Raw genomic sequence first — 26,566 nt, 5'->3', positions numbered from 1 at the left:
CCGGCCGGTCCGCGTCCGGAAGGCGACCGGACCCGCCGGGCACACCGCGGTGCGTGCAGTGTGGGCGGGGTCGTCCGACCGGGCGGCGCCCCACGCTCGCAGACCGAGCGTGGACGGCGGACGAGGACGACGGAGAGGTGTCACGGGTGCGACCGAGACTCTCCGACCTGCACGACGAACCCCGGGAGTGGCACCAGCGCGGGCTGCGCCACCCGGACGAGATCGCCTCGCTCGTGCACACCCGGTTGCTCGAGAACGTCCCGGCGGACCCCGCCTACCGCGACTTCTTCACCGCGGAGTGACCGTCGTGCCGAGCACCGCTCAGAGGTCCCGGAGCATCCGTCCGGAGACGGCGTCGTTCCAGGACGTGGTGGCACCCACCTCGACCGCGGTGTGCAGACCCGCGTGCCCGTCCTCCAGGCCGCACCGCCACCGGTCGAAGACGCTCATGCAGAGGTCACGCGCGGGACGGTCCGGGCCGACGACCGGCGACTGCGGCGCAGGGTCGTCGAGCACCTCCTGCACCGTCACGGGGTCGGTCTCGGGCAGGGGCGTCGCTGTGGTGTCGTCGTGCATCTCACCAGTGGGACGACACCGGGAGCCGATGTGTCACGAAGTGACCGACCGGACGGCGCCCGGGCGCGGCGTGTGCGGGCGGTGCATGCTCGGAGGAGACCGGTCGAGCGACCGGCCCGGGTCGGACGGAAGGCGGGGATGAGCGACGGGACCTCGCTGCAGCACGCGTCCGACGCGACGCTCGTCGCCCGCGCGGCCGACGGGGACGTCCCGGCGTTCGAGGTGCTCGCCCGGCGGCACGGACCGCTGATGCGGGTCTACGCGGAGCAGGTCCTCGGCTCGAACGTCGAGTCCGACGACGTCGTGCAGGAGGCGTTCCTGACCGGCTGGCGGAAACTCGCCGACCTCGAGGACGCCGAGCGCTTCCGGCCCTGGATGATGCAGATCGTCACGCGTCGGGCCCTCGACCGGCTCCGGCGACGACGACACCACGACGACCTGGACGACCACGACGGGGCAGCCGATCCGTCGCAGGCGCCGGAGCGTACCGTCGAGACGCGGTTGCAGCTCGACGCGATGTGGGCGGCGCTGGACCGGATGCCGGTCGACCAGCGGCGGTGTTGGCTCCTCCGCGAGACCGCCGGCTACAGCTACCAGCAGATCGCCGAGGAACTCGAGCTCCCGACGTCGACCGTGCGGGGTCTGCTCGCCCGGGCACGACGGTTCCTCTCCGCGGAGATGGAGGGATGGCGATGACGACCGACGACCTCCCCCTGCCCGAGGACGACCTCGACGGCCACACCATCGAGGAGCTCGCGGACTACCTCGACCGTGGCCGGACGCCCGTCGACCCGTCCATCGAGGGCTCGGCCGCGTGCCGTCTCGCGATGACGAACATGCAGCGCCTGCGCGAGCTGTCCCTCGGCGCCCTCGAACAGCGTGCCGACGCCGAGCCCGACCGGGAGACCGCCTGGGTCGACCGGCTGCTCGAGGCGATCCGCGCCGAGGTCCGCCCCGGCCGCGACGTCCCGGTCGCCCACCCCGACCCCCGCCTCCGCCTGGCCGTGACCGAGGCGGCCGTCCGCGGGCTCGTCCGTCGCGCCGGCGACACCATGGGCGGCGTCGTCATGGGTCGGTGCGTGCTCCGCGGCGACGTGGAGCAGCCCGGGGCCGCGGTCAGCATCGACGTGACCGCGGGTCTCGTCTACGGCGGATCGGCGCTCGAGACCGCCGAGCGGCTCCGCCGGACCGTCGCCGAGGCCGTCGAGCGGCACACCGAGCTGCGCGTCGAGGCCGTCGACGTCCGCTTCGACGACGTCTACCTGCCCTGAGCGCGACCGGACCGACCACCAGCCGCCGACGACGGACCGCCAGCCGCCCGACCACCGATCAGACCAGCAGCCGAGACCACCACGGGAGCGAGGAGCACGACATGGACGACGAGGCGATCTCCCGCACACTGACCGGCGGCGTCCGCCGCGTTCCCGGCGTCACCGGCGTCTACCCGCCGCGTCCCCTCGCGGCCGTCGCCGAGACCGTCGTCGACGCGGTGGCCCCCGTGCCGCTCCGCCTGCACGACCCGGACGTGCTGGTCGACGTCGACCGGCACGGCGGCCGCGTGCACGTCGTCACGGGCATCAGCGTCGACGGTGGGCGACCCGCAGCGGACACGCTCCGCGCGGTCGGCGAGCGCGTCCGCGACCTGCTCGACAGCGGCACGACCACGACGGCGGACCTGGTCAGCGTGACCGTCCACCTCGTCGAGGACCCGGTCCCGCCCGACCACGCCGCCGCCGCCGCCGCCGCCGCCGCCGAGGACCCTCGCCCGACCGACGCGAGCCAGCCGGACCGGTGAGCGGTCGCCGCGGGCCGACCGAGGGGCCGACCTCGTCGTCGACGGACGGGGCACCGGACGGGAGGCCCGTGGCGGGCCGGCGACGAGCCTCCCGTCCGCCACGGGGCCGGGTCGGAGGCGTGCGGGCTGCGTGCACGTGTCATGATCCGGTGTGCACATCGAGGACTTCCCGGCTCCGGACACCGCTGCCGCCCGCGCGGCCGTCTCGCTCGCCGAGCGCTACCAGTCGCCTGCGATCACCGCGCACGCGGTCCGGTCCTGGTACTGGGCGGCAGGCTTCGCGGCGCTCGATGCGCTGACCGGCGTCGACCACGAGCTGCTCTGGGTCGCGGCCGTGCTGCACGACATCGGCACCGTCACCGAGTTCGACGCCCACACGGTGTCCTACGAGCACGCCGGCGGGCACGTCGCGGTCGCACTGACGACCGGAGCCGGGTGGGCGGTGGAGCGCCAGCAGCGTGTGCTCGACGTCGTCGTCCGCCACAACTGGCCGAGCGTCGACGTGGACCTCGACCTCGAAGGGCACCTGCTCGAACGCGCCACCGGGCTCGACATCTCCGGCGCGGGAGCCGACCTGCTCCCGGAGCCGTTCCTCCGCGAGGTGCTCGCGCGGTACCCTCGCGGCTCGCTCGCGGCCGAGTTCGGCGCGTGCGTCGTGGACCAGGCCGCGCGGAAGCCCGACACCGCAGCGCGTCGCCTGGTCGACGGCGGTGTCGTCGAGAAGCTCGCGCGGAACCCGCTCGAGACGCTCTCCTGACCACGACGCGCGCGCGGCACCCAGGAGGACGTGACAGCATCGGCTCATGAGCACCGCCGAGACCGACGTCCGTCACGTCGTCGAAGCCTCCGGTGACGACCTCGACGCAGCCCGGGCGCTGTTCGAGTCGGCGTACGGCGCGTCCGGGTTCCTGCCCGAGCGCACCGAACGGGACTTCGGGTACCGGTTCCGATCGGTCGGTGACGACACCCTGTCGCTTGACGCGAAGCGCTTCGACGGTCGCATGGCCGGCGAGGTCGACGCGACGAGTCACTACTTCGTGTCGTGGGTCAGCGACGGCGGCGGCTTCCTGGACATCGGCCGCGACGAGGTCGCACTCGCGCCGGGCCGGCCGGTCGTGTTCCCGAGCGATCGCCCCTACCGCTTCGACCTCGCGGACGTCCGGCAGAACGTCGTGCAGTTCGACCGCCGCACCCTCGAGCGCACCGCGGCCGAGCTGCACGGGACGGAACCGGCGCCCCTCGTGTTCGACCACGCAGCGCTCCCCCGGCGCGACGACGTCCGAGCCTGGAACGCCGAACTGCGGGAGACCGCACAGGTCGTGCTCGGCGGCACGCCGCTGACCCCGCTCGCGATGGCCGAGGCGACCCGGCGCACCGCGGTCGCGATGCTCCGGACCTTCCCGCACGCGACGCTCGCGCCGGCCGCACCGGTGCCCGTCGGAGCCCGGGGGCGGGTGCAGCAGGCGATCGAGTACATGCACGCCAACGCCGACACCCCGATCACCACCACGGACGTCGCCGAGCACGTCGGACTCAGCGTCCGCGGGCTGCAGCAGGGCTTCCAGCGCCAGGTCGGGATGTCGCCGAACGCGATGCTCCGCGGGATCCGGTTCGACCGGGTGCGGACCGAACTCCGGTACCACTCGGTCGGCGAGACCACGGTCGCCGGGGTCGCACGGCAGTGGGGCTTCGCGCACGCGGGGCGGTTCTCGTCCGCCTACGCGAAGCGCTTCGGCGAGCTGCCGAGCGAGACGTTGCGCGCGCGGCGCTGAGGATCGCCGACCGGCCGCTCAGCGGTGGAGCGAGTCCCTCGGGAACTCGCCGAACCGTGCGCGGTACGCGCCCGAGAACCTGCCGACGTGCAGGTACCCCCATCGTCGGGCGACCTGGGCGACGGTCGTCGTCGCCGGGTCGGCTTCGAGGAGGTCCGCACGGACGCGTTCCATCCGGTGCTGCTGCACGTACTGCATCGGCGTGACACCGAGCACCCGCTGGAAGGCCTCCTGCGTGCTGCGCGTGCTCATCCCCGCCGCGGCCGCGATCTCCGCGACGGTCAGCGGTTGCGCGGCGTGGACGTGGACGTGCTCCACGGCCGCGCGCACGCGGGCGTTCCGTGGGTACCGCAGGGCCGGGTGCACTGCCTCGACCGGCGGCGACCAGAGCCCGAGGAACGCCGCGGCGACCGACCGGGTCGCCCGGTGCCACGCGAGTGGTGCGGCCGTGCGGTCCCCCACCGACGCGGTCGCACCGGCCATGGCGTTGCGCCACCGCGCCAGCGCAGCACCGTCCGGCGGTCGCCGCACGTCGAAGTGCAGGGTGTCGACCGGCTCTCCCGCTCGTTCGGCGGCGACGTCGTGCACCAGGTCACGACCGAGGTGGACGAGCCGGGTGTCGTAGTCCTGCGTCTCGAAGACGAACTCCTCGCCCTCCGGGGAGAGGTGCGGTCGCATCGGCGTCACCACGATCGGGTCCCGGTGCGTGTCCAGCACCACGGTCCCCCTCGTGAGCCAGTAGACGACGTAGTCGCCGTCGCCGGTGCACACAGCACCACGGAGGAAGCCGTCGAGGACGGACCGGCGGAACGTCAGGTCTTCGTCCCCGACGGCGGAGTACCGGTACGAGAACGGGTGGTCCGTCCTCCTGCTGTACCAGTGCTTGCCGGCGTACAGGCCCGGCAGGGTGGCCATCGCTTCGTCCGGGCTCGTCCCGCTGGCCTCGACCCGCACCGGGCGCTGCACGGTTCCCGCAGCTTGCAACGACTGCACGGTGGACACGGCTCTGCCTCCTGGTCGCCTGATCACGGTGAGGAGTGTTGACGGGACACTACGGAGCCGCCGAGCCGAGGGGAAGGCTGCCGTCCAGATCCCGCGGATCGACGTCCGGGCGAGCGGGTGCGAGTGGGCCCTGCCGGGATCGAACCGACGACATCCACGGTGTAAACGTGGCGCTCTACCAGCTGAGCTAAAGGCCCCTGCCGACGATCCTAGACGCTCACCGGCGTCGTCCCGAGCGCCGACCGTCGTGCGGAGCCCTCAGCCGAACCGCTCGACGAGCTCCCGCTTCAGCACCTTCCCGCTCGGCCCGAGCGGCAGCGCGTCCACGACGTGCACGACCCGCGGGTACTTGTAGACCGCGATCTCGTCCGCGACGAAGCGCACGAGCTCGTCCGGGGTCACCTCGGCGCCCTGGCGGAGCACGACGGCCGCGGCGACCTCCTGCCCGTGCACCTCGTGCGGGATCCCGAAGACGGCGGCCATCGTGACGTCCGGATGCGCGGCGAGGACCTCCTCGACCTGCCGCGGGTACACGTTGTAGCCGTTCCGGATGATCATGTCCTTCGTGCGGTCGACGATCGTCAGGTAGCCGTCGTCGTCCTTCGTGCCGAGGTCGCCGGTGCGGAACCACCCGTCGACGATCGCCTCGGCGGTGGCCTCGGGGCGGTTCAGGTACCCGTTCATCAGGTTGTGCCCGCGGATCACCAGCTCGCCGATCTCGCCGCGGGGCAGCAGGACGGTCCGGTCGGTGACCTCGGGGTCGGCGATCTCGATGTCGACGCCCCAGATCGGCGTCCCGATGGTGCCCGGTCGCGGGGTCGTGCCGACGTGGTTGAACGACGCCACCGGCGAGGTCTCGGTCAGGCCGTAGCCCTCGTGCACCGGCGCGTCGAACACCTGCTGGAACCGCTCGAGCACGGCGAGCGGCAGCGAGGCGCCGCCGGAGATCGCGTAGCGCAGGTGCGGTCGGGCGGCGTTCCGCGTGGCCGCGTCGAGCAGCGCGATGTACATCGTCGGGACGCCCATGAAGATCGCCGTGTCGTGCTCGACCATGGCCGTGAGGGCGGCGTCGCCGTCGAACTTCGGCAGCATGACGATGGTCGCCCCGGCGCGGAAGCCGGTGTTCATGGTGCAGGTCTGCCCGAAGGTGTGGAAGAGCGGCAGTGCTCCGAGCAGCACGTCGCCCCGACGCATGTCGAACGTGGTGAGCAGGCACGTGTTGACCTGTTCGAGCAGGGCGAAGTGCGACCCCTCGGCACCCTTCGGCTTCCCGGTCGTCCCGCTCGTGTACAAGATCGTGGCGGTGTCGAACGGATGGCGGGGCACGTAGGTGTCGAGCGGCTCGCTCGCCGCGGCGACGGTCTCCAGCCGATCCGGGGCGCCCTCGGCGTCCGCGGGGGCGAGCACGCTGAGGACGTCGACGTCGGCACGCTCCGCCCCGGCTGCACCCTCACCGAGCAGCGGGGCGGCACAGACCAGCAGCCGCGCGTCGCTGTCGCGGAGCACGAACTCGATCTCGCCGCGCTTCAGCAGGGCGTGCACGGGGACGACCACGGCACCGAGCGCGAGGACCGCGTAGTAGACGCGCGGGAAGTCGGCGACGTTCGGCACGAGCATCGCGACCCGGTCACCCTCGCGGACGCCGCGTGCCCGCAGCCCACCGGCGTAGGCGAGGGCCTGCTGCCACAGCTGGGCGTAGGTGGTCCGCTGGTCGCCCACCACGACGGCGACGTCGTCCGGGAACCGCGCCGCGGACTCGGCGAGGATCGCGGCGACCGAGGCGGTGGCCTGGGTCGTCCTGGCGCCGTCGGCGACGCCGGGTGCGGGGTGGCTGCTGGTGGTGGTGCTGGTCATGCCGGCCTTCCGTCTCCCGTGACGAGTTCTCCTCAGGAGCCTACGGCTCCGGTGTACCTGCCGACCGGATGCGGGCCTCCGGGCGTGCCACGGCGACAGCGGCAGCTGGACGTCGGCTGCGCGCGCTGCGCGGAGCGGCTGTGGACTTGCGCTCCCAGCAGGATCGTGTTCAATCGAGACGTCGTGGTGCGGGTCAGGCACCACGGCACGGGCGGCCGGTCTGTGTTCGGGTCACGGATCGGCCGCCGTCTCCCCGGGCCGGTGCGCCCGTGAGCGGGAGCACGACCTGATCGCCCCGCGTCGGACGGCAGGCCCGTGGCGGGTCCGCCCCGTGCCTCCCGTCCGTCTCGTACCCCGTTGTCCCCCACCCCGCCGCAACCGCTCGGTACTGTCGATCCGACGACGTGAGGAGGGTGCGATGACCGAGGACGGCACGCACGGTACGTCCGGGTACTGGTACCCGGACCGACCGACCAGGACCGGTGTCGAGCTGCTCACGACGATGCGCCGGTACCGGGCCGCAGAGGTCGCCATGCGCGAGCGCAAGCGCCGGTCCATGGGGATGAACGCGACCGACATGGAGGCGGTCCGGTTCCTGCTGCGCGCGGCCGAACAGGGGCGAACGGTGCGTCCTGGCGACCTCACCGCCCACCTGGGCATCACATCGGCGTCGACCACGGCCGTCGTGAAGCGACTCGTGGCCAGCGGCCACGCGGAGCGCCGAGCGGACCCGACCGACGGACGCGGCGCGATCCTCGTCGCGACGGTGCACAGCGACGACGAGGTCCGGTCCGAGCTCACCGACGTGCACGCTCGCATGATCGCCGCGGCGGACCGGCTGTCACCGCAGACCGTGGCCGAGATGCAGGCGTTCTTCGCCGAGGTGATCGATGCGATGAGCGCCGACTCCCCCGCCGACGAGGCCGACGGCGCCGACCGCCCGGGCGCGATGGCCGATATGCGTACGCATCCAATCGGTAGTTAGACAAACTAGAGAAACCGGAGCAAGCTGGTCACAGTCGCCCACCGGCGACGATCCACCGCACGGGAAGGGCCGGCCATGAGCACCATCGACGCGACGCACTCGCAGTTCTCCGAAGTCCGAGAGGCCGCCCGTGGACGGCTCCTCGCCACCGTCGCCACGACTCTCGGCATCGTCGCCGTGACCGTCGCCACCGCCGCCGTCACCGTCGTCACCCTCGGGGCGTGAGCACGATGCGCACCGCGACCGACCTCCGCGAGCTCCAGCGCCACCCGCACGAGTGGCACCGCCGCGGGCTGCGACACCCGGACGAGATCGAAGCGCTCGTGCACCACCGCACGCACGGTGCGGTCCCGCCCGAGCCGACCTACGGCGACTTCTTCCGCGCCGCCTGACCCCGACCGACCGACCGGAGCTCCGGGAACTGCTCGTCCCGCCACTCCCCCTCGACCGGCCTGCCGGCCGATGCAGCAGCCTCTTCGCGCTCGCGGAGCTCGACCCGGCGGATCTTGCCCGAGATCGTCTTCGGCAGTTGCCCGAACTCGACCCGGCGGACGCGGGCGTACGCCGGGAGCGCGACCCGGGCGTGCTCGAGCACCGCGCGGGCGGTCTCGGCCGTGGGCTCGAACCCGGCGGCGAGCGTGACGTACGCCTTCACAACGTTCAACCGGGCGTCGTCCGGGGCGGGCACGACCGCGCTCTCGGCCACGGCCGCGTGCTGCAGGAGAGCGCTCTCGACCTCGAACGGCGACACCTTGTAGTCGGAGGACTTGAACACGTCGTCGGTCCGACCGATGAAGGTGAGCTGTCCGTCGGCGTCGCGGCTCGCGATGTCGCCGGTGTGGAAGAAGCCGTCCCGCATCGCATCGGCGGTGCGCTCCGGGTCGCCGAGGTACCCGGACATCAGGTTGGTCGGCCGCTCGGTCAGGTCGAGGCAGACCTCGCCCTCGTCGCCGGCACGACCCGTCAGCGGGTCGAGGAGCGTCACGGCGACACCGGGCAGCGGGCGCCCCATCGCGCCGGGTGTCACGGGCGCGGCCGGCACGTTGCCGACGATCGCCGTGGTCTCGGTCTGGCCGTAGCCGTCACGGATCGTCAGGCCCCAGGCCGCCTGCACGCGGGCGATGACCTCGGGGTTGAGCGGCTCACCCGCCGACACCACCTCGCGCAGTGCACGGGGCCTCGGTCCGAGGTCGGCCTGCAGCAGCATCCGCCAGGCGGTCGGCGGTGCGCAGAAGGTGTCGACGCCTGCCTCGTCGAGCTGATCGAGGAGTCCGGCCGGGTCGAAGCGCGGGGTGTCGTACACGAAGACGGTCGCCTCGGCGATCCACGGGGCGAAGAAGCAGCTCCAGGCGTGCTTGCCCCAGCCGGGCGAGCTGATCGCCAGGTGCACGTCGCCGGGTCGGAGGCCGAGCCAGTGCATCGTGCTCAGGTGTCCGACCGGGTAGGACGCCTGCGTGTGCACGACCATCTTTGGCCGCGACGTCGTGCCCGACGTGAAGTAGACCAGGCAGGGGTCCTCGGTGCTGGTGGTCACGACGGGTCGCGCCTCGCCCTCGGGTGCCGGCTCGCCGAGGTCGTCCGGGTAGGACGTCCAGCCGTCCGCGGTTCCCCCGACGACGATGCGTGAGGGCGCTCCGGTGACGCCGTCGAACTTCGGCGTCTCGCCGTGGTTCGTCACCACGTGCGCGACGCCCCCGCGGTCGATGCGGTCCTGCAGGTCGGCGGTGTCGAGCATGGTCGAGGTCGGCAGGATCACCGCGCCGAGCTTCATCACCGCGAGCATCGTCTCCCAGAGCTCGAGCTGGTTGCCGAGCATGAGGAGCACGTGGTCGCCCTTCCGCACACCGAGCCGGTCCAGGTGCACGGCGAGCCGGTCCGACCGGGCGGCCATCTCGGCGTAGGTCGTGCGGGAGCCGCCGTCCTCGTCGACGATCCAGAGCGCCACGCGGTCGTTCCCGTGCGCGACGACGTCGAACCAGTCCGTCGCCCAGTTGAACGTCCCGCCCAGGTCCGGCCAGCGGAAGGCACGTCGGGCGGCCTCGGCGCGCGCGGCGTCGGGCTCGTCGAGGACGGCGAGCAGCTCGTCGCGGGCGGCGCGGTAGACCGTGGTCGGGTTCAGGGAGGACACCGGTCGATCATGCCCCACCCGGCTCCCGACGCGCTCGCAGCGCACCGTCGCACGACACGGGTACGGTCGTCGACGTGGACGGAGTCGGCGTGGTGGACGAGGCCGGGCGGCTGCGGCTGCTCGGCAGCGCGGGCGCGGGTGCCGCCTTCGGCGTGGTGCTCGCCGTGCTCGTCGCGTCGTCCTGGGTGACGACGACCACGGCGCTGCTCGTCGGGGTCGGGGTGCCGGCCGGGCTCCTCGGTGCGGCGATCGGCGTGTGGACGCAGCTGCGCTCGTGGCGAGCGGCCGGCGGGTACGAGCGTTGCGTGGCCGTGCAGCGCTGGGTCGCGGAGCAGCGCGTGCCGCCCGGGGTGACGGCGGACGAGTGGGTCCCGGCGCTGCAGGCGCAGGCGGACCGCGAGGGCGCTGGCTGGGGCAAGATCGTCCTCTGCGTGCTGTGGACCGCGATGACGCTCTCGATGGCCGACCAGCACGGTCCGCTCCTGACCGGGATGCTCGTGACGCTCTGGGTCGGCATCGGGGCGTGGTCCGCCCTCTGGATCATCCCCCGCGCCCGTGCCGCCCGAGCCCTGCTCCGCCGCGGTGTCGCGACCGAGCCGCACCCGACCGAGTCCTGACCGACCGGGTCCTGACCGACCGGGTCTGCGCTCGCCCTGCGCCCCGGGGATCGTCCCGGGCCGTCCGCGGCCGCCGTGACTACGGTGGGCGGCATGCAGAGTCGCACCCTCGGCCGCACCGGCCGCTCCGTGTCCGTCGTCGGCCTCGGCACCTGGCAGTTCGGCGGTGACTGGGGCCCCGTCAGCGAGCAGGACGCCGCCGCCGTCATGGACGCCTCGGTCGAGTCCGGCGTCACCCTCTTCGACACCGCCGACGTGTACGGCGACGGCCGGAGCGAACAGCTCATCGGGGCATGGCGTCGGTCGAACCCGGACGTGCCGCTGACCGTCACGACGAAGATGGGCCGCCGTGCGGAGCAGGTCCCGTCGAACTACGTCGCAGCGCACTTCCGCGAGTGGGTCGACCGGTCCCGCCGGAACCTCGGCCAGGACACCCTCGACCTCGTCCAGCTGCACTGCCCGCCGACGCCGGTCTTCGAGGACGACGCCGTGTACGACGCCCTCGACGCGCTCGTCGCCGACGGGTCGATCGCCGCCTACGGCGTCTCCGTCGAGACCGCCGACCAGGCGCTCACCGCGATCGCCCGTCCGCACGTCGCGAGCGTGCAGGTCATCCTCAACGCGTTCCGCCTCAAGCCGCTGGACCGCGTGCTGCCGGCCGCCCGGGAGGCAGGGGTCGGCATCCTCGCGCGCGTCCCGCTGGCCTCGGGGCTGCTCTCCGGGAAGTACACGACCGAGACCACGTTCAGCGAGGGCGACCACCGCAACTACAACCGCCACGGCGAGGCGTTCGACCAGGGCGAGACCTTCAGCGGCGTCGACTTCGCGGACGGCGTGCAGGCAGCGCGGGCGTTCGCCGCGGCACTGCCCGAGGGCGTCTCGGTCCCGCAGGCGGCGCTCGCCTGGATCGTCGCACAGGACGGCGTGACCGCCGCCATCCCCGGGGCGCGGAACCCCGAGCAGGCACGCTCCAACGCCGGTGCGGCAGACCTGCTCGACGGCAGCGCCCTCGACCTCGGCAGCCTCGACACGACCGTGCACGAGCTCTACGACCGGTGGTTCCGCGCCACCGTGCACGACAAGTGGTGACCCGGACGGGCGGCGGTCGCCGTCCGTCCACCGGGCGCCGCTCCGGCGCGCGCGGTGGTGACGGACGGAGGGCGCCCCGCAGCATTGCCGTGACGGTCGTGGCGGCGGTGGCCGTCGTCCTGCTCGCGCTCTGCACGGCGCCGGCTGCGGGCACGACCCGCGCAGCGCCTCCCTGGCCGGCACCGACCAACCTGCAGACGCGTGCCGAGGCGGCCGGACTGCGGAACGTGTGGGGTGAGCCGCTCGCCGAGCACGTGCACACCCACCTGACGATCCTCGACGGGTCGACGCCGGTGACCGTGCCCGGGAACGTCGGGCACTCGTCACGGGAGCGCTTCGCCGCCGAGCTGCACACGCACGACACCTCCGGCATCCTGCACGTCGAGTCGCCCACCCGGCAGACCTTCACGCTCGGGCAGTTCTTCGACGAGTGGGACGTCTCGCTCGGCGCGGGGCACGTCGGCGGACTCCGCGGCGAGCTCACGGTGTGGGTCGACGGACACCGGTACCTCGGCAACCCGCGCTCGATCGAGCTGACGAACCGGCGCGAGGTCGTCCTCGCCGTCACGACGATCGGCGAGGTGCCGCGCCTGCCCGCGCCCTTCGACTGGCCGCCGCAGTACCGCTGACGGTCCCGCAGCCGGCGGTGGGCAAACGGCCGGCGCCGCAGCCGCGGCGGCGCGGCAGTGTCGCCGCGGACGCGGCCGTGTCGCCGCGGCCTGCCCGGTCGCAGCGCGGCGGGCACCGTACGCTTCGTCCATGACGACCATCCGGACCGGCACCGACCTCGCCGCGGTCGAGGACGTGGTCGCCGGCATCACCGCCCACGGCGAGCGCTACCTGTCGCGGGTGTTCACCGAGCGGGAACGGGCCGACTGCGGCGACGACCCCGAGCGCCTCGCGGCCCGGTTCGCCGGCAAGGAGGCCGTCGTGAAGCTCCTGCGTCCCGCGCCGGACGACGCGGTCCTGCCGACCGAGGTCGCGGTGGTGCTGGACACCGCCGGCGCACCGGTCGTCGAGCTGTCCGGACGCGCCGCCGAGCTCGCCGCCGCCCTCGGGTGCGGCCCCGTCGCGGTGTCCCTGTCACACGAACGGGGGCTGGCGGTCGCGACCGCCGTCGCGCTCGCCGAGCGCTGACCGACCGCCGGTCCGGTGCCGGCCGGCGGGACCCGGCGCACCTTGCGGAGCACGTGCGGGATCACGCACCGGCACGGCGGTTTTCCGGGTCCGCACCCTCCCTAGGGTGGCTCACATGCACCAGGACCCGACCTCCGCATCCCCCTCCGTCGCCCTCGCCGCACCCCGCGCCGAGCAGGCCGTCCGACGGGCCCTCGCCGAGCACGGCCACCTCTCCGTCGACGCCTCCGACGTCGCGTCCATCGCGGACCTCTACGTCCTCGGGCTCACCTCGCACGCCACGGTGAACGTGATGCTCGCGGTCGAGGACGAGCTCGACGTGGAGTTCCCGGACGCCCTGCTGCACCGTTCGACCTTCGCCACGATCGAGTCGATCGCGGCCGCTGCCGAGGCCGCGGCGTGAGCACCGACCTGCTGGTCGACGACGACGTCGCCGCAACCGGCCCGACCACGGCCGGAGCCGGCGCAGCCGACCGCTTCGCCGCCCGTGCCGCACGCGTCGCCGAGGTCGCCGCACGCCACGCCGACGAGGTCGACCGCGACGCACGCCCCCCGCGCGAGGCGATCGCCGCCATGAAGGAGCACGGGCTCCTGGCGGCCGCGGTGCCGACCGCGCTCGGCGGCGAGGGGGCGACCCTCACCGAGCTCTCCGCGATCGCGACGACCCTCGGGCGCGCCTGCGCCGCGACCGGGATGGTGTTCGCGATGCACCACGGTCAGGCGATGGCGCTCTGGCGGCACGGCGGCGTGGGGCTCGGCATCACCGCGATGACCGAGGCGGTGCTGGCGGGGGCGCTGGTGGCCTCCTCGACCACCGAGAAGGGCATCGGCGGCGACGCGCGACGGAGCACCTGCGCCATCGAGACCTCGGCGGCGGGCCGGATCCACCTCCACAAGGAGGCGCCGGTGATCTCCTACGCGACCGAGGCCGACGCCGTGTTCGTCACCGCCCGCCGCGACCCGGACGCCGCCCCCTCGGACCAGCGGCTCGTCGTCTGCCTCCCCGAGGACACGACGCTGACGCAGACGTCCACGTGGGACACCCTCGGGCTCCGCGGCACGTGCAGCCACGGGTGGGTGCTCGACGCCGAGACCCACGAGGACCGGGTGCTCCGCGACGACTACGCCACGATCTCGGCGCGGACCGTCCTGCCGGTCTCGCACGTCCTCTGGGCATCCGTGTGGACCGGCATCGCGGCTGCGGCCGCGGACCGTGCCCGCAGCGCGGTCCGGAAGCAGGCTCGTGCCGCCGTCGGGACGACCCCGCCCGGGGCCCTCCGGCTCGCCGAGCTGCTGGTGGAGCTGCAGACCCTCGCCGACGCCGTGCGCCACGCGGCGGAGCGCTTCGACCGAGCAGCCGAGGACCCGTCCGTCCTCGAGTCCCCGGCGTCCGCGCTCGCCGCGAACGCCCTCAAGGTCGCCGCGTCCGAGCGGGTCGTCGACATCGTGACGGCGGCGATGCGCGTCGTCGGCATCGCCGGCTACGCCGCCTCCGGGCCGCTGAGCACCGCCCGACACCTCCGGGACGCCCACGGAGCCGCCGTCATGGTGAGCAACGACCGGCTCCTCCACAACGACGCCGCACTGGCACTGATGAGCGGAGCGATCCTGTGACGATCACCGACCCCACCACCACGTCCGCCCTGGACGCCGCCCGAGCCGACCTGCGCGGGCGCCTGCTCGCCGACGGCGTGCTCATCGACCTCGGCTCCCCCGGGCTCTACGGACGCACCGGCGTCTTCGAGCGCGTGTACGCGGCCGTCGACGCCGCAGCCGTGCGGAGCCAGGCCGACCTCGACGCCGAGGTCCTGCGCTTCCCGCCGGTCGAGCCCCTGGCAGCCTTCGAGCGCACCGACTACATCGCGTCCTTCCCCGACCTGGCCGCGTCGATCTCCGGGTTCACCGGCGACGACCGCACCCACCGCGCCCTGCTCGCCGCCCGGGAGCGCGGCGAGCGCTGGGAGACCTTCCTCGAGCCGGCCGACCTGATGCTCACCCCCGCGGTGTGCCACCCGGTCTACGGCCTGATCGGCGACACCGTCCCCGAGGGCGGCCGGGCGTTCGACATCGTCGGCGACTCCTTCCGCCGCGAGCCCTCCCTCGACCCGATGCGCCTGCAGGCGTTCCACATGCACGAGTTCGTGCACGTCGGCACCCCGGAGTCGGCGAAGGCGCACCGCGACGGCCGGATCCCGGGCATGCGCGCGCTCCTGGAGTCCTTCGGCCTGGCGATCGACGTCGTGCCGGCGAACGACCCGTTCTTCGGCCGCGTCGGGCAGATGCTCGCCCGCAACCAGGTCGAGCAGTCCCTGAAGTACGAGTTCGTCACCCCGGTCCACGGGCCGGACCACGACGCGACGGCGATCGCGTCGGCGAACCTGCACGAGGACCACTTCGGCACCGCGTTCGGGCTCCGCACCACCGACGGCGAGGTCGCGCACAGTGCGTGCCTCGCGTTCGGCCTCGAGCGCATCACGATCGCCCTGTTCGCCGCGCACGGCACCGACCCGGACCGCTGGACGTCGGACGTCCGCGCGGCCCTGGCGCTGTGACCACCCACCACGGCTGGGCAGGCTCCCCCGCGCTGCGGGTCGCCGTGCAGCTGCCGTCGTCCACCGCGCGCGCCGGCGTCGTCCTCTGCCCGCCGCTCGGCCAGGAGGGCGTGATCGCGTACCGCACGTTGCGCCTGCTGGCGGACCGCCTGGAGGCACGTGGCGTGGCCTCGGTGCGCTACGACCCGTCCGGACGTGGGGACTCCGCGGACGACGACGACCCCGACGCGCAGGTCCGGTCCGCACGCGCAGCCGCGGCCCTGCTGCGTCGGTCCGGCGTGGAGCACGTCGCCTTCGTCGGCCTCGCCTCGGCGGCCCTCGTCGCCGCGGCCGCCGCGACCGACGAGGACGCCCTGGTGGTGTGGGACGCCCCGGCGTCCGGCCGCGCCTGGCTGCGTCGACAGCGGGCCCTCGCGGCGATCGCGATCGGGCCCGACCGGGTCCTCGACCGGACCGAGTCGCTCGTCGGCATCGACCTCGGCCCGGAGGAGCTCGCGGCCATCGGGGCGCTGACGTACCCGCCGCGTGCCGCGACGACGGTCGCGGTCGTCCGACCGGGCGGCGCCGCACCTCGCGCGCTCGCCTCCGCGGAGGTCCTCGAGGTACCCGGCACCGCCGAGCTCCTGGACGGCACGAGCATCGACGCCAGGATCCCCGGGGAGGCCGTCGAGGCGGTCGCCCGGCGGCTCGACCGCTGGGCTCCCGCCGCGGGCGTCCCGACCACGCCGCCTGCGGTCGCCGAGGTGCTCGACGTGGACGACCGCGTGTCCGAGCGGGTGCTCCAGCTCGGTCCGCACGGGCTCTTCGCCGTGGAGACCGTGTCGTCGGCCCAGGACGAGGACGCCCCGGTCGTGCTGCTCCACAACGGCGGCGCCGAGCACCGCACCGGCGCGGTCGACTACCAGGTCGCGCTCGCCCGCACGCTCGCCCGGGACGGCGTCCGCGTCGTGCGGGTCGACCGACGCGGGACGGGTGAGAGCTCCGCGGTGCGGGCGGACGAGGACGCGTTCCTGTTCGCCCAGGAGTGGGTCGACGACCAGCACGAGGTGGTCAGGGCGCTGCGCATCCCCTCCGAACGGCTCGCGATCGTCGGCATGTGTGCCGGTGCGTGGATCGCCGGCCGCGCGGTGGTCGAGAACCCGCGCCTCGTCGTCGAGATCAGCCCGAACGACTACCGGCGCACACCGGCCGCGCCCGGGACCTACGCCGAGTCGGCGCAGGCCGTCGCTGATGCCTCCCGGCTGCGGCGCGCGCTCCGCGGTCCGTACAACCGGCTGGTTCCAGCAGTGGTGCGCGACGCGGTCGCCCGCCGCGGTGCCCTCGGTGGGGTCGTCGGACACCTCGGCCCGCTCGTGGAGCACGGCACCGACGTCGTCGTGGTCGCCGCTCCGGAGGACATCGAGCGGTTCGAGCGTTACGGCGGCCGTCGTGCCGTCCGGCGCTGGGGTGCCCGGGTGTCGGTCGTCGAGGTACCGGACGGCGACCACGCGTTGTTCTCGCTGGCGATGCGCCGAGCGGTGGTGGACGAGGTGCGTTCGCGGGTCGCCACGACCTTCCCGACGCGGCGGGCGCTCGTGCGCTGACGGCGTCGTCAGCCCTGCGCCGCGACGAGTCCGAGGAACGCCGCCACGGCCTCGGGGTGCTCGACGTGCGCGAAGTGCCCGCAGTCCTCGAGCACGGCCGTCCGGGCTCCCGGCACCAGGCGGCGCAGGTCGTCGAGGTCGGTCACCCGGGCGAAGACGTCCCCGCGTCCGAGGACCGCCGCCACCGGACAGGCGACCGCGCTCCACCGCTCGACGTCGTGGTGGGCCGCGTCGCGCGCGGCCGCAGTGAAGCGTCCGGGCCGGAACTCCTCGACGAAGGCGTCGAGCACGCTCGGGTCGAGGCGACGCACGTGTGCGAACACGGGCGCGGCGAGGACCGGGAGGAGTCCGGTCCGGGCGGTGGCGCGGAGGATCCGCCGTGCCGACCGCCCCGTCACGAGGAGCCCGGCGCGCAACAGCGTGAACGCGGGCAGGGAGACGAGCGCCCTCCAGGGGTGCCGGGCGGCGCGGACGGTCGCGGTCGTGGTGCCCGACACGAGCCCGAGCGACCGGACGCGGTCCGGGGCCACCACCGCGAGGTGCAGTCCCACGAAGGCGCCCATCGAGTGCCCGACGACGTCGACCGACCCCACGGCGAGTGCGTCGAGGACCTCGACGAGCACGCGGACGCCGTCGTCCACGGTGAACGGCGTCGAGGGCTCCGGCGACGATCCCCAGCCGGGCAGGTCGACGAGCACGAGACCCCGGTCGCCGATGCCGCCGGCGGCGGCGAGCAGGGGCGTCCACGTCGTCCACGACCCGGCGACGCCGTGGAGCAGCAGCACCGGATCGGGTCCCGGTCGGTGGTGCACCACGACGGGTCCGCTGCCGGTGGGCACCACGGAGCGCGCCAGTCCCCACGCGGCGGGCGCGTCGCGCACCGGCCACGGCGCGTACGGCGTCGTGCCGAGGGCCGCGGCCGGTCTCAGGCGACCGGGACGGGCGCGGCGCACGCGGCGAGACGGTCGAGCGCCTCGCGGTACTCGGCGACGTCGCGCTGCAGCCCCGGCTCGGTGATGATCGAGGCCTTGATCCGGCCGTGCACGTCGATGACGAAGGTCGCGCGGGTCGCGAAGCCCTTCTTGTCGAGGAACACGCCGTACTCCTTCGACACCGCGCCGTGCGGCCAGAAGTCCGCGAGCAGCTCGAAGTCGTAGCCGTGCGTCTCGGCGAACGAGCGGAGCGTGGCCTTCGAGTCGACGGAGATGCCGATCAGCTCGACGCGCTGGTCCTGGAACATCGCGATGTTGTCCTGCAGGGTGCAGAGCTCGTTGGTGCAGCCGGACGAGAACGCCAGCGGGAAGAAGACGAGGGCGACCGGGCGGACGCCCCGGAAGTCGCTGAGGCGGACGTGCTCACCGAACTGGTTCGGGAGCTCGAAGTCCGGCGCGAGTGAGCCGATCTCCAGGGCCATCGGTGCGTTGCTTCTTCCTCGGGCGTGGGGTGTGCCCGTGTCGCGTGCGCACGTGCGGGTCGCCCGTGCACGATCGGCAATCGTACGCCGACGACACCAGGACGCAAGTACCCGTCCACCTGCACGTCACCATCAGCGAAGGCGTCGGTCCTGGGGCCTAAGGTGGTGTGGGCCCCATCCGGTCGTGACCCGACCACCGGTGGCCCCCATGTCCACCACCACGAGAACGAACGAGGTCAAGGGTGACGGTGAACGACCAGGACCCGCGCAGCACCGCAGGGACCGACCAGGACCCCGAGGAGACCGCAGAGTGGCGTGAGTCGCTCGACGGGCTCGTCGCGACGCACGGCCACCAGCGGGCGCGCGAGATCATGCAGAGCCTGCTGAAGCGCTCGAACGAGCTGCACCTCGGCGTGCCCATGGTCCCGACGACCGACTACGTCAACACGATCGCGCCCGAGGACGAGCCCGAGTTCCCCGGTGACGAGGAACTCGAGCGCCGCTACCGCCGGTGGATCCGGTGGAACGCCGCCATCACGGTGCACCGCGCCCAGCGTCCCGGTGTCGCGGTCGGCGGCCACATCTCGACGTACGCGTCGAGCGCCGCCATGTACGAGGTCGGCTACAACCACTTCTTCCGTGCGCAGGACCACCCGTCCGGCGGCGACCAGGTGTTCTTCCAGGGCCACGCCTCCCCGGCATGTACGCACGCGCCTACATGGAGGGTCGTCTCAGCGAGGACCAGCTCGACGGCTTCCGCCAGGAGAAGTCGCACGCCGGCGGTGGGCTGTCGTCCTACCCGCACCCGCGTCTCATGCCGCACTTCTGGCAGTTCCCGACCGTGTCGATGGGCATCGGCCCGATCAACGCGATCTACCAGGCGCAGCAGGCCAAGTACCTGTCCAACCGCGGGATCAAGGACGCCGCCGACCAGCAGGTCTGGGCGTTCCTCGGCGACGGCGAGATGGACGAGGTCGAGTCGCGCGGGCAGCTGCAGGTCGCGGCGAACGACGGGCTCGACAACCTGAACTTCGTCATCAACTGCAACCTCCAGCGCCTCGACGGCCCCGTCCGCGGCAACGGCAAGATCATCCAGGAACTCGAGGCGTTCTTCCGCGGCGCCGGCTGGAACGTCATCAAGGTCGTCTGGGGCCGCGAGTGGGACGACCTGCTCGCCCGTGACACCGAGGGCGCGCTCCTCAACCTGATGAACGCGACGCCCGACGGCGACTACCAGACGTACAAGGCCGAGAACGGCGCCTACGTCCGCGAGAACTTCTTCGGGCGCGACCCGAAGGCGCTCCAGCTCGTCGAGGGCTACTCGGACGACCAGATCTGGAACCTCAAGCGCGGCGGCCACGACTACCGCAAGGTCTACGCCGCGTTCAAGGCCGCGACCGAGCACAAGGGCCAGCCGACCGTCATCCTGGCGAAGACCGTCAAGGGCTACGGCCTCGGGCCGAGCTTCGAGGGCCGCAACGCGACCCACCAGATGAAGAAGCTGACCCTCGACAACCTCAAGCAGTTCCGCGACGAGATGCGCATCCCGATCTCGGACGCGCAGCTCGAGGAGAACCCCTACACGCCGCCGTACTACCACCCGGGCAACGACGACGAGGCGATCCAGTACATGCACGAGCGTCGCCGCGCGCTCGGCGGGTACGTCCCGGAGCGCCGCACCAAGTACACGCAGTTCACGCTGCCGGACGAGTCGAAGTACCAGGTCGTCAAGAAGGGCTCCGGCAAGCAGGAGGTCGCCACGACGATGGCGTTCGCCCGCCTGCTCAAGGACCTGCTCCGTTCCCCGGACTTCGGCGACCGCGTGGTCCCGATCATCCCGGACGAGGCACGCACCTTCGGCATGGACGCCTACTTCCCGACGGCGAAGATCTACAACCCGAACGGCCAGCACTACACGTCGGTCGACCGCGAGCTGCTCCTGGCCTACAAGGAGAGCCCGCAGGGCCAGATCGTCCACGTCGGCATCAACGAAGCGGGCGCCCTCGCGGCGTTCACCGCCATCGGGACGTCGTACTCGACGCAGGGCGAGCCGCTCATCCCGGTCTACGTCTTCTACTCGATGTTCGGCTTCCAGCGCACCGGTGACGCGATCTGGGCCGCCGGCGACCAGATGGCGCGCGGCTTCATGATCGGTGCGACCGCCGGTCGCACCACCCTGACTGGTGAGGGCCTGCAGCACGCCGACGGGCACTCGCCGCTCCTCGCGGCGACGAACCCGGCGGTCGTGTCGTACGACCCCGCCTACGGCTACGAGATCGGCCACATCGTCAAGTCCGGCCTCGAGCGCATGTACGGCACGAACGAGGACGGCTCGCCGAAGCACGCCGACCCGAACGTCATGTACTACCTCACGGTCTACAACGAGCCGATCGTGCAGCCGGCCGAGCCCGAGGGCGTCGACGTCGAGGGCATCGTCAAGGGCATGTACCTGCTCAAGCCGAGCGAGCACGACGGCCCGAAGGCCCAGCTGCTCGCGTCCGGCGTCGCGGTGCCGTGGATCCTCGAGGCGCAGCAGCTCCTCGCGGAGGACTGGGGCGTGTCCGCCGACGTCTGGAGCGTCACGAGCTGGGGCGAGCTGACCCGCGACGGTCTCGACGCCGAGCAGCAGGCGTTCCTCAACCCGGACGAGCAGCCGCGCACCCCGTACGTCACCGAGCGGCTGCTCGGCACCGAGGGCCCGGTCGTCGCGGTGAGCGACTTCATGCACGCCGTGCAGGAGCAGATCCGTCCGTTCGTCCCGACCGACTACGCCACGCTCGGTGCCGACGGCTTCGGCTTCTCGGACACCCGCCCCGCGGCCCGCCGCTTCTTCCACATCGACGGCCCCTCGGTCGTCGTGCGGACGCTGCAGCAGCTCGCGAAGCAGGGCAAGGTCGACCGCGCCGTCGTCCAGCAGGCGATCGACAAGTACCGCCTGCACGACGTGAACGCCGGCACCACCGGCAGCGCGGGCGGAGAGGCCTGATCCTCCGGTGAGCACACCCCGCACCGTCCCTGCCGCGAGCCAGGAGAGGGAACGCGAACGCGCGCTCTCCTGGCTCCGGCAGGTGTCGGGCGAACTCTCCACCGCGACGATCAAGCGGCTCGAGGACACGCTGCCCTGGTACAGCGAGATGCCACCAGGGCGCCGGTCCGCCGTCGGACTCGTGGCCCAGGCGGGGATCACCTCGTTCATCTCGTGGCTCGAGGGCACCGCCTCGACGCCGTGGATCGCCGCGGCCGACGTGTTCGGCTCCGCACCCCGGGAGCTCCTGCGCTCGGTGAGCCTGCAGCAGACGCTGCAGCTCATCCGCGTCGTGGTGACCGTCGTCGAGGAGCGCGCGAAGGACGACGAGATGCTGCAGGAGGCGATCCTGAAGTACTCGCGCGACATCGCCTTCGCAGCAGCCGACGTCTACGCCCGCGCGGCAGAGGCCCGCGGGCTGTGGGACGCCCGGCTCGAGGCCCTGGTCGTGGACTCGATCCTGTCCGGCGAGTACGACGACGAGCTCCCCTCCCGCATCGCCGCGCTCGGTTGGCACGGCCACGGCGAGGTCGCGGTCCTGGTCGGCAACGCGCCGAAGCAGCTCGAGGTCGACCAGATCCGCCGGACCGCGCGGCACATGGACGCCGACGTGCTCATCGGCGTGCAGGGCTCGCGGCTCGTGGTCGTCATCGGTCGTGCCACCCCGAGGGAGGACGTGCCCGAGGGCGAGGAACCGGTGTCCTTCACCGCCATCGCCCAGGCGCTCGAACCGTCCTTCGGCGAGGGACACCTGGTGCTCGGCAACGAGGTCCCCGGGGTCGTCGACGCCTCGACCAGCGCGAAGGGCGCCCTCGCCGGGTTCGCCGTCGCGCGGGCGTGGCGTGGTGCTCCCCGTCCGGCCCTCGCCGACGACCTGCTCCCGGAGCGGGCCCTGGCGGGTGACCCGCTCGCCCGGTCGGCCCTGGTGCAGCGCATCTACGTGCCGCTCAAGGACCAGTCGACCGAGCTGCTGCAGACGCTCTGGTGCTACCTCGACACCGGTCGCTCGCTCGAGGCGACGGCCCGCGAGCTCTTCGTGCACCCGAACACCGTCCGCTACCGGCTCCGCCGGGTCGCCGACGTCATCGGGTGGGACGCCACGCACGCCCGCGACGCCCTGATCGTGCAGTCGGCGCTCATCCTCGGCGCGATGTCCGAGTCGAACGCCGGCCGGCGCCGCCTGCCCAACCGCCGCTGACGATCCTTCCCGGTAGGGATCGCACAACGTCCCCGCCGGATCGCTGTCGGATGTCCACACGGACCGGAGCGACATCGGCAGCAAGGATTGACCGGTGATCGTCGTCGTCGCGCCCGGACAGGGCTCCCAGACCCCCGGCTTCCTCGCCCCCTGGCTCGAGGACTCCGCCGTCCGTGACCGCGTCGGAGCGTGGTCCGAGGCGATCGGCGTCGACCTCGTCGAGCACGGCACGAACTCCGACGCGGACACCATCAAGGACACCGCCCTCGCGCAACCGCTCATCGTCGCCGCCGGGCTCGTGACCGCGGACGCCCTGCTCGCCGACGGCCGTCGCGCCCTGGTCGGTGGCGTCGCCGGGCACTCGGTCGGCGAGTTCACCGCCGCCGGCGTCGCCGGGATCCTCGAGCCCACCGACGCCGTCGCCCTCGTCGCCGAGCGCGGCCGGGCGATGGCCGACGCCGCAGCGCTCGAGCCGACCTCGATGGCCGCCGTGCTCGGTGGCGACGCCGACGCGGTCGCCGCGGCCCTCGAGCAGCACGGCCTCGTACCCGCGAACCACAACGGCGGCGGGCAGACCGTCGTCGCCGGTCCCGCCGAGGGCATCGCGGCGCTGGCCGCCGAGCCGCCCGCGCGCGCCCGGGTCGTCCCGCTCGCCGTCGCCGGTGCGTTCCACACCCGGTACATGGTCCCCGCGGTCGACCGGGTCACCCCGGTCGCCGCCGCCACCACGGTGCAGGACCCGACGCTGCCCATCTGGACGAACGCCGACGGCTCGCGCGTGGACGACGGCCGGCACTTCGTCGACCTGATGGTCCGCCAGATCGCGAACCCCGTGCACTGGGACGCGGTCATGGAGTCGTTCTCGACCGCCGGCGTCACCGGCATCATCGAACTCGCGCCGGCGGGCGCGCTCGTCGGGCTCGCCAAGCGCGGCCTGCGCGGTACCCCCACCGTCGCCGTGAAGACCCCCGACGACCTGCCCGCCGCGATCGAGCTCCTGCAGCACGACAGCGAGACCGCAGGCCAGGAAGCAGACGCAACCGCATGACCGACGCCACCACGCCGTCCCCCGCAGCCGACGGGACGGACGCGACCCGCGCCTCCCGGCCGATGCTGCAGCAGCGTCGCGGCCACGAGTACACCCGCATCCTGGCGTTCGGCGCCGCCCGCGGTGAGCACGTCGTGCCGAACGACGACCTCGTCGGCCCGATCGACTCCTCCGACGAGTGGATCCGCCAGCGCACCGGCATCGTCACCCGCAAGCGCGCCGGCGCCGACGTCGAGGCGGTCGACCTCGCCGAGACCGCAGCGCGCGAGGCCATCGAGAAGGCCGGCATCACCCCGGAGCAGATCGGTGTCGTGCTCGTCAGCACCGTCACCCACACCGTCGCGACCCCGTCGATGGCGTCCCTGCTCGCCGAGCGCATCGGCGCGACGCCGGCCGCGGCCTACGACGTCAGCGCGGCCTGCGCCGGCTACGCGTACGGCATCGCCCAGGCGGACTCGTTCATCAAGTCCGGCCTCGCCGACCACGTGCTCGTCGTGGGCGCCGAGAAGCTCAGCGACGTGGTCGACCCGACCGACCGCTCGATCTCCTTCCTCCTCGGCGACGGCGCGGGCGCCGCGGTCGTCGGCCCGAGCGACTTCCCCGGCATCGCCCCGACGATCTGGGGGTCGGACGGCTCGAAGTGGGACGCCATCGGCATGACGGCGACCTACAACGAGTGGGCCGCCGGCGCCCCGCGCCCGACGATGCGCCAGGCCGGTCAGACGGTCTTCCGCTGGGCCGTGTGGGAGATGGTCAAGGTCGCACGTCAGGCACTCGAGACCGCGGGCGTCGCTCCGTCGGACCTCGCCGCGTTCGTGCCGCACCAGGCGAACATCCGCATCATCGACGAGTTCGCGAAGCAGCTCGGCCTGCCCGACACGGTGACGATCGCCCGCGACATCACCACCACCGGCAACACCTCGGCCGCGAGCATCCCGCTCGCCACGCACCGCCTGCTCGAGGAGCACCCGGAGCTCTCCGGCGGTCTCGCGCTGCAGATCGGCTTCGGTGCCGGTCTCGTGTTCGGCGCGCAGGTCGTCGTCCTCCCCTAGTCCCCCATCCCGGCTCGGCTCCGGGCACCCGTACCACTCGTGCCCTAGGCTGGTCCACGGTCAAACGACACCCCCCTCAAGGAGAACACCCATGGCCCTGTCCAACGAAGAAGTCCTCGCCGGCCTGGCCGAGCTGATCAACGACGAGACCGGCATCGCGACCGACACCGTCGCCGCCGACAAGTCGTTCACCGACGACCTCGACATCGACTCGATCTCGATGATGACCATCGTCGTGAACGCCGAGGAGAAGTTCGACGTGAAGATCCCGGACGAAGAGGTCAAGAACCTCAAGACCGTGGGCGACGCCGTCGACTACATCACCAAGGCCCAGGCCTGACGCGAGCTTCCTGAGCGCCGCGGACCGCGCACACTCCGCGGTCCGCGGCGCTCTCCTCGTTCACAACGGCGGGTCGTCCCGCCGACTCGTCCACACGAAAGAACACGTCGTTCCATGACCAAGAAGACCGTCGTCGTCACCGGGATCGGTGCGATCACACCCCTCGCCGCGACCGCCCGGGAGACCTGGGAGGCGCTGCTCGCCGGCCGGTCCGGCATCACCCGCATCGAGGACGAGCGCTACTCGTCGCTCGAGATCCCCGTCGAGTTCGCGGGCCAGGCGCGCCGCTTCCTGACCGACCAGCTCACCCGCCCGGAGACCAAGCGCCTCGACCCGTCGTCGCAGCTGTCGCTCGTCGCCGCCCGCGAGGCCTGGGCAGACGCCGGCATCGACCCCGAGACCGTCGTGCCCGAGCGCCTCATCGTCGACTGGGCGACCGGCATCGGCGGCGTCAACACGCTCCTCGACGCCTGGGACACCCTGCGCGAGAAGGGCCCGCGTCGCGTCATGCCGATGACGGTGCCGATGCTCATGGCGAACGGCCCAGCCGCCGCCATCGAGATGGAGTTCGGCGCCCGCGGTGGCGCCCGCACGTACCTGTCCGCCTGCGCCTCGTCCACCGAGTCGCTGGCCGAGGCCTACCGGCACATCGCCGACGGCGACGCCGACATCGTCATCACCGGTGGCGCCGAGGCCGCGCTGCACCCGCTGCCCCTCGCCGCGTTCGCCGCGATGCAGGCCCTGTCGCGCCGCAACGACTCCCCCGAGACGGCCTCGCGGCCGTACGACGTCACGCGCGACGGCTTCGTGCTCGGCGACGGCGCCGCGGCGCTCATCCTCGAGTCGAAGGAGCACGCCGAGGCCCGCGGCGCGACGATCTACGCCGAGGTCGCCGGTGCCGGCATCACCTCGGACGCCTTCCACATCACCGCTCCGGACCCCGAGGGCAGCGCCGCCGCCCGCGCGGTCATCACCGCCCTCGAGCACGCCGACGCCGCCCGCGAGGACGTCGTCCACGTCAACGCCCACGCCACCTCGACCCCGGTCGGCGACGTGGCCGAGTACCACGCCATGCGCCGGGTCTTCGGCGACCACCTCGACAACGTGGTCGTCTCCGCGACCAAGGCGTCGACCGGTCACCTGCTCGGTGGCGCCGGGGCCATCGAGGCCGCGTTCACGGTCTTGGCGCTGCACGAGCGCGTCGCGCCGCCGACCATCAACATGACCGAGCAGGACCCGGAGATCGTCATGGACGTCGCGACCGCGCCGCGCGAACTGCCGGCGGGCGACCTGCTCGCGGTGAGCAACTCGTTCGGCTTCGGCGGGCACAACGCCGTGGTGGCGTTCCGCACGGCCTGATCGGTCGTCGCCGGCCCACGTCGGTCTGGAGGCCCGCCCT

At 73.0% G+C, this 26,566-nt stretch carries 28 protein-coding genes, 1 tRNA gene and 1 pseudogene; 23 read left to right on the top strand and 7 right to left on the bottom strand.

The window, feature by feature from the left end; translation table 11 throughout:
* Positions 1 to 146: 146 nt before the first annotated feature.
* Positions 147 to 302, top strand: a complete 156-nt coding sequence (locus LCG91_RS06940) for a hypothetical protein (RefSeq protein ID WP_161968432.1) — start codon at positions 147 to 149, stop codon at positions 300 to 302.
* 19 nt (positions 303 to 321) lie between these two features.
* On the opposite strand, the gene LCG91_RS06935 is transcribed toward LCG91_RS06940, so the two are convergent.
* The gene (locus LCG91_RS06935) at positions 322 to 576 is read right to left on the bottom strand and encodes a hypothetical protein (RefSeq protein ID WP_058750299.1); all 255 of its coding nucleotides are present in this window, start codon (positions 574 to 576) and stop codon (positions 322 to 324) included.
* 138 nt (positions 577 to 714) lie between these two features.
* On the opposite strand from LCG91_RS06935, the gene LCG91_RS06930 reads away from it, so the two are divergent.
* The 5 genes from LCG91_RS06930 (at position 715) to LCG91_RS06910 (ending at position 4,143) form a co-directional block, all read left to right on the top strand.
* Entirely contained in the window at positions 715 to 1,272 is a 558-nt protein-coding gene (locus LCG91_RS06930; protein ID WP_224442922.1) for an RNA polymerase sigma factor, read from the top strand.
* Positions 1,269 to 1,847, top strand: a complete 579-nt coding sequence (locus LCG91_RS06925; protein WP_224442921.1) for an Asp23/Gls24 family envelope stress response protein — start codon at positions 1,269 to 1,271, stop codon at positions 1,845 to 1,847. The genes LCG91_RS06930 and LCG91_RS06925 overlap by 4 nt, the downstream gene beginning before the upstream one ends.
* Before the next feature lie 101 nt (positions 1,848 to 1,948).
* The gene (locus tag LCG91_RS06920) at positions 1,949 to 2,371 is read left to right on the top strand and encodes a hypothetical protein (RefSeq protein WP_224442920.1); all 423 of its coding nucleotides are present in this window, start codon (positions 1,949 to 1,951) and stop codon (positions 2,369 to 2,371) included.
* A 151-nt stretch (positions 2,372 to 2,522) separates the two neighbouring features.
* Positions 2,523 to 3,128, top strand: a complete 606-nt coding sequence (locus LCG91_RS06915) for an HD domain-containing protein (protein WP_058729447.1) — start codon at positions 2,523 to 2,525, stop codon at positions 3,126 to 3,128.
* A 46-nt stretch (positions 3,129 to 3,174) separates the two neighbouring features.
* Positions 3,175 to 4,143: a helix-turn-helix transcriptional regulator gene (locus LCG91_RS06910; protein ID WP_224442919.1), complete on the top strand. Its 969-nt coding sequence runs from the start codon at positions 3,175 to 3,177 to the stop codon at positions 4,141 to 4,143.
* 18 nt (positions 4,144 to 4,161) lie between these two features.
* Here the strand turns inward: LCG91_RS06910 and LCG91_RS06905 are convergent, their stop codons facing one another.
* The 3 genes from LCG91_RS06905 to LCG91_RS06895 form a co-directional block, all read right to left on the bottom strand.
* Positions 4,162 to 5,145, bottom strand: a complete 984-nt coding sequence (locus LCG91_RS06905) for a helix-turn-helix transcriptional regulator (RefSeq protein ID WP_224442918.1) — start codon at positions 5,143 to 5,145, stop codon at positions 4,162 to 4,164.
* Positions 5,146 to 5,269: 124 nt separating this feature from the next.
* Positions 5,270 to 5,342 (bottom strand) — tRNA-Val (locus LCG91_RS06900).
* Positions 5,343 to 5,403: 61 nt separating this feature from the next.
* Positions 5,404 to 6,999, bottom strand: coding sequence for a long-chain-fatty-acid--CoA ligase (locus LCG91_RS06895; RefSeq protein ID WP_224442917.1), 1,596 nt, complete (start codon positions 6,997 to 6,999; stop codon positions 5,404 to 5,406).
* A gap of 418 nt (positions 7,000 to 7,417) precedes the next feature.
* Between LCG91_RS06895 and LCG91_RS06890 the strand changes: the two genes are divergently transcribed.
* The 3 genes from LCG91_RS06890 to LCG91_RS06880 all read left to right on the top strand — a co-directional run bounded on the left by LCG91_RS06890 (position 7,418) and on the right by LCG91_RS06880 (position 8,376).
* Positions 7,418 to 7,984 carry a MarR family winged helix-turn-helix transcriptional regulator gene (locus tag LCG91_RS06890; protein WP_224442916.1) on the top strand — a complete coding sequence of 189 codons (567 nt, stop codon included), beginning with the start codon at positions 7,418 to 7,420 and terminating at the stop codon, positions 7,982 to 7,984.
* Between the two features lie 75 nt (positions 7,985 to 8,059).
* Positions 8,060 to 8,209, top strand: coding sequence for a hypothetical protein (locus LCG91_RS06885; protein ID WP_224442915.1), 150 nt, complete (start codon positions 8,060 to 8,062; stop codon positions 8,207 to 8,209).
* Positions 8,206 to 8,376, top strand: coding sequence for a hypothetical protein (locus tag LCG91_RS06880; RefSeq protein WP_161968386.1), 171 nt, complete (start codon positions 8,206 to 8,208; stop codon positions 8,374 to 8,376). Before LCG91_RS06885 ends, LCG91_RS06880 begins: the two co-directional genes overlap by 4 nt.
* Here the strand turns inward: LCG91_RS06880 and LCG91_RS06875 are convergent.
* On the bottom strand, positions 8,349 to 10,103 hold the full coding sequence (locus tag LCG91_RS06875) for an AMP-binding protein (RefSeq protein ID WP_318010458.1): 1,755 nt from the start codon (positions 10,101 to 10,103) through the stop codon (positions 8,349 to 8,351). The genes LCG91_RS06880 and LCG91_RS06875 overlap by 28 nt on opposite strands.
* An 83-nt stretch (positions 10,104 to 10,186) precedes the next feature.
* On the opposite strand from LCG91_RS06875, the gene LCG91_RS06870 reads away from it, so the two are divergent.
* The 8 genes from LCG91_RS06870 to LCG91_RS06835 all read left to right on the top strand — a co-directional run bounded on the left by LCG91_RS06870 (position 10,187) and on the right by LCG91_RS06835 (position 17,090).
* Positions 10,187 to 10,729 carry a hypothetical protein gene (locus LCG91_RS06870; RefSeq protein ID WP_058749040.1) on the top strand — a complete coding sequence of 181 codons (543 nt, stop codon included), beginning with the start codon at positions 10,187 to 10,189 and terminating at the stop codon, positions 10,727 to 10,729.
* Between the two features lie 93 nt (positions 10,730 to 10,822).
* Positions 10,823 to 11,818 carry an aldo/keto reductase gene (locus tag LCG91_RS06865; protein ID WP_224442914.1) on the top strand — a complete coding sequence of 332 codons (996 nt, stop codon included), beginning with the start codon at positions 10,823 to 10,825 and terminating at the stop codon, positions 11,816 to 11,818.
* Between the two features lie 89 nt (positions 11,819 to 11,907).
* Positions 11,908 to 12,447 (top strand): hypothetical protein, encoded by a 540-nt coding sequence (locus tag LCG91_RS06860; protein WP_224442913.1) that lies wholly within the window; start codon positions 11,908 to 11,910, stop codon positions 12,445 to 12,447.
* 130 nt (positions 12,448 to 12,577) lie between these two features.
* The gene (locus LCG91_RS06855) at positions 12,578 to 12,955 is read left to right on the top strand and encodes a holo-ACP synthase (protein WP_058729439.1); all 378 of its coding nucleotides are present in this window, start codon (positions 12,578 to 12,580) and stop codon (positions 12,953 to 12,955) included.
* A gap of 115 nt (positions 12,956 to 13,070) precedes the next feature.
* On the top strand, positions 13,071 to 13,358 hold the full coding sequence (locus LCG91_RS06850; RefSeq protein WP_224442912.1) for an acyl carrier protein: 288 nt from the start codon (positions 13,071 to 13,073) through the stop codon (positions 13,356 to 13,358).
* Complete coding sequence (locus tag LCG91_RS06845; RefSeq protein WP_224442911.1) at positions 13,355 to 14,569, top strand: acyl-CoA dehydrogenase family protein; 1,215 nt, start codon at positions 13,355 to 13,357, stop codon at positions 14,567 to 14,569. The genes LCG91_RS06850 and LCG91_RS06845 overlap by 4 nt, the downstream gene beginning before the upstream one ends.
* The gene (locus LCG91_RS06840; protein ID WP_224442910.1) at positions 14,566 to 15,507 is read left to right on the top strand and encodes an amino acid--[acyl-carrier-protein] ligase; all 942 of its coding nucleotides are present in this window, start codon (positions 14,566 to 14,568) and stop codon (positions 15,505 to 15,507) included. Before LCG91_RS06845 ends, LCG91_RS06840 begins: the two co-directional genes overlap by 4 nt.
* Positions 15,504 to 17,090, top strand: coding sequence for an alpha/beta fold hydrolase (locus tag LCG91_RS06835; protein ID WP_224442909.1), 1,587 nt, complete (start codon positions 15,504 to 15,506; stop codon positions 17,088 to 17,090). The genes LCG91_RS06840 and LCG91_RS06835 overlap by 4 nt, the downstream gene beginning before the upstream one ends.
* A gap of 8 nt (positions 17,091 to 17,098) precedes the next feature.
* Here the strand turns inward: LCG91_RS06835 and LCG91_RS06830 are convergent, their stop codons facing one another.
* On the bottom strand, positions 17,099 to 18,043 hold the full coding sequence (locus LCG91_RS06830; protein WP_058749044.1) for an alpha/beta fold hydrolase: 945 nt from the start codon (positions 18,041 to 18,043) through the stop codon (positions 17,099 to 17,101).
* A complete protein-coding gene (locus LCG91_RS06825; protein WP_058729435.1) occupies positions 18,016 to 18,504 on the bottom strand; it encodes a peroxiredoxin in 489 nt (162 codons plus the stop codon). Before LCG91_RS06825 ends, LCG91_RS06830 begins: the two co-directional genes overlap by 28 nt.
* A 242-nt stretch (positions 18,505 to 18,746) precedes the next feature.
* Here LCG91_RS06825 and aceE point away from each other — a divergent pair.
* From aceE to LCG91_RS06795, 6 genes and pseudogenes are all read left to right on the top strand, one after another.
* Positions 18,747 to 21,490: pseudogene (gene aceE, locus LCG91_RS06820) on the top strand (pyruvate dehydrogenase (acetyl-transferring), homodimeric type).
* A 7-nt stretch (positions 21,491 to 21,497) separates the two neighbouring features.
* The gene (locus LCG91_RS06815; protein ID WP_224442908.1) at positions 21,498 to 22,727 is read left to right on the top strand and encodes a PucR family transcriptional regulator; all 1,230 of its coding nucleotides are present in this window, start codon (positions 21,498 to 21,500) and stop codon (positions 22,725 to 22,727) included.
* Between the two features lie 94 nt (positions 22,728 to 22,821).
* Positions 22,822 to 23,775 carry an ACP S-malonyltransferase gene (locus LCG91_RS06810; protein WP_224442907.1) on the top strand — a complete coding sequence of 318 codons (954 nt, stop codon included), beginning with the start codon at positions 22,822 to 22,824 and terminating at the stop codon, positions 23,773 to 23,775.
* Between the two features lie 62 nt (positions 23,776 to 23,837).
* The gene (locus LCG91_RS06805; RefSeq protein WP_058729459.1) at positions 23,838 to 24,827 is read left to right on the top strand and encodes a beta-ketoacyl-ACP synthase III; all 990 of its coding nucleotides are present in this window, start codon (positions 23,838 to 23,840) and stop codon (positions 24,825 to 24,827) included.
* Positions 24,828 to 24,918: 91 nt separating this feature from the next.
* Positions 24,919 to 25,167 (top strand): acyl carrier protein, encoded by a 249-nt coding sequence (locus tag LCG91_RS06800; RefSeq protein ID WP_058729431.1) that lies wholly within the window; start codon positions 24,919 to 24,921, stop codon positions 25,165 to 25,167.
* Between the two features lie 114 nt (positions 25,168 to 25,281).
* Positions 25,282 to 26,526, top strand: coding sequence for a beta-ketoacyl-[acyl-carrier-protein] synthase family protein (locus tag LCG91_RS06795; protein WP_224442906.1), 1,245 nt, complete (start codon positions 25,282 to 25,284; stop codon positions 26,524 to 26,526).
* Positions 26,527 to 26,566: the final 40 nt, after the last annotated feature.

Origin of the sequence: Curtobacterium sp. TXMA1, from assembly GCF_020162095.1 — a bacterium.
Taxonomy (GTDB): domain Bacteria; phylum Actinomycetota; class Actinomycetes; order Actinomycetales; family Microbacteriaceae; genus Curtobacterium.
Note: the sequence above shows the minus strand (reverse complement) of the source record. Positions and strands in the feature narration are given on the sequence as shown.

Coding starts and splice junctions, on each gene's coding strand:
- LCG91_RS06935 (WP_058750299.1), bottom strand. CDS start 576: ATGCACGACGACACCACAGCGACGCCCCTGCCCGAGACCGACCCCGTG.
- LCG91_RS06930 (WP_224442922.1), top strand. CDS start 715: ATGAGCGACGGGACCTCGCTGCAGCACGCGTCCGACGCGACGCTCGTC.
- LCG91_RS06925 (WP_224442921.1), top strand. CDS start 1,269: ATGACGACCGACGACCTCCCCCTGCCCGAGGACGACCTCGACGGCCAC.
- LCG91_RS06920 (WP_224442920.1), top strand. CDS start 1,949: ATGGACGACGAGGCGATCTCCCGCACACTGACCGGCGGCGTCCGCCGC.
- LCG91_RS06910 (WP_224442919.1), top strand. CDS start 3,175: ATGAGCACCGCCGAGACCGACGTCCGTCACGTCGTCGAAGCCTCCGGT.
- LCG91_RS06895 (WP_224442917.1), bottom strand. CDS start 6,999: ATGACCAGCACCACCACCAGCAGCCACCCCGCACCCGGCGTCGCCGAC.
- LCG91_RS06890 (WP_224442916.1), top strand. CDS start 7,418: ATGACCGAGGACGGCACGCACGGTACGTCCGGGTACTGGTACCCGGAC.
- LCG91_RS06885 (WP_224442915.1), top strand. CDS start 8,060: ATGAGCACCATCGACGCGACGCACTCGCAGTTCTCCGAAGTCCGAGAG.
- LCG91_RS06865 (WP_224442914.1), top strand. CDS start 10,823: ATGCAGAGTCGCACCCTCGGCCGCACCGGCCGCTCCGTGTCCGTCGTC.
- LCG91_RS06855 (WP_058729439.1), top strand. CDS start 12,578: ATGACGACCATCCGGACCGGCACCGACCTCGCCGCGGTCGAGGACGTG.
- LCG91_RS06850 (WP_224442912.1), top strand. CDS start 13,071: ATGCACCAGGACCCGACCTCCGCATCCCCCTCCGTCGCCCTCGCCGCA.
- LCG91_RS06825 (WP_058729435.1), bottom strand. CDS start 18,504: ATGGCCCTGGAGATCGGCTCACTCGCGCCGGACTTCGAGCTCCCGAAC.
- LCG91_RS06805 (WP_058729459.1), top strand. CDS start 23,838: ATGCTGCAGCAGCGTCGCGGCCACGAGTACACCCGCATCCTGGCGTTC.
- LCG91_RS06800 (WP_058729431.1), top strand. CDS start 24,919: ATGGCCCTGTCCAACGAAGAAGTCCTCGCCGGCCTGGCCGAGCTGATC.
- LCG91_RS06795 (WP_224442906.1), top strand. CDS start 25,282: ATGACCAAGAAGACCGTCGTCGTCACCGGGATCGGTGCGATCACACCC.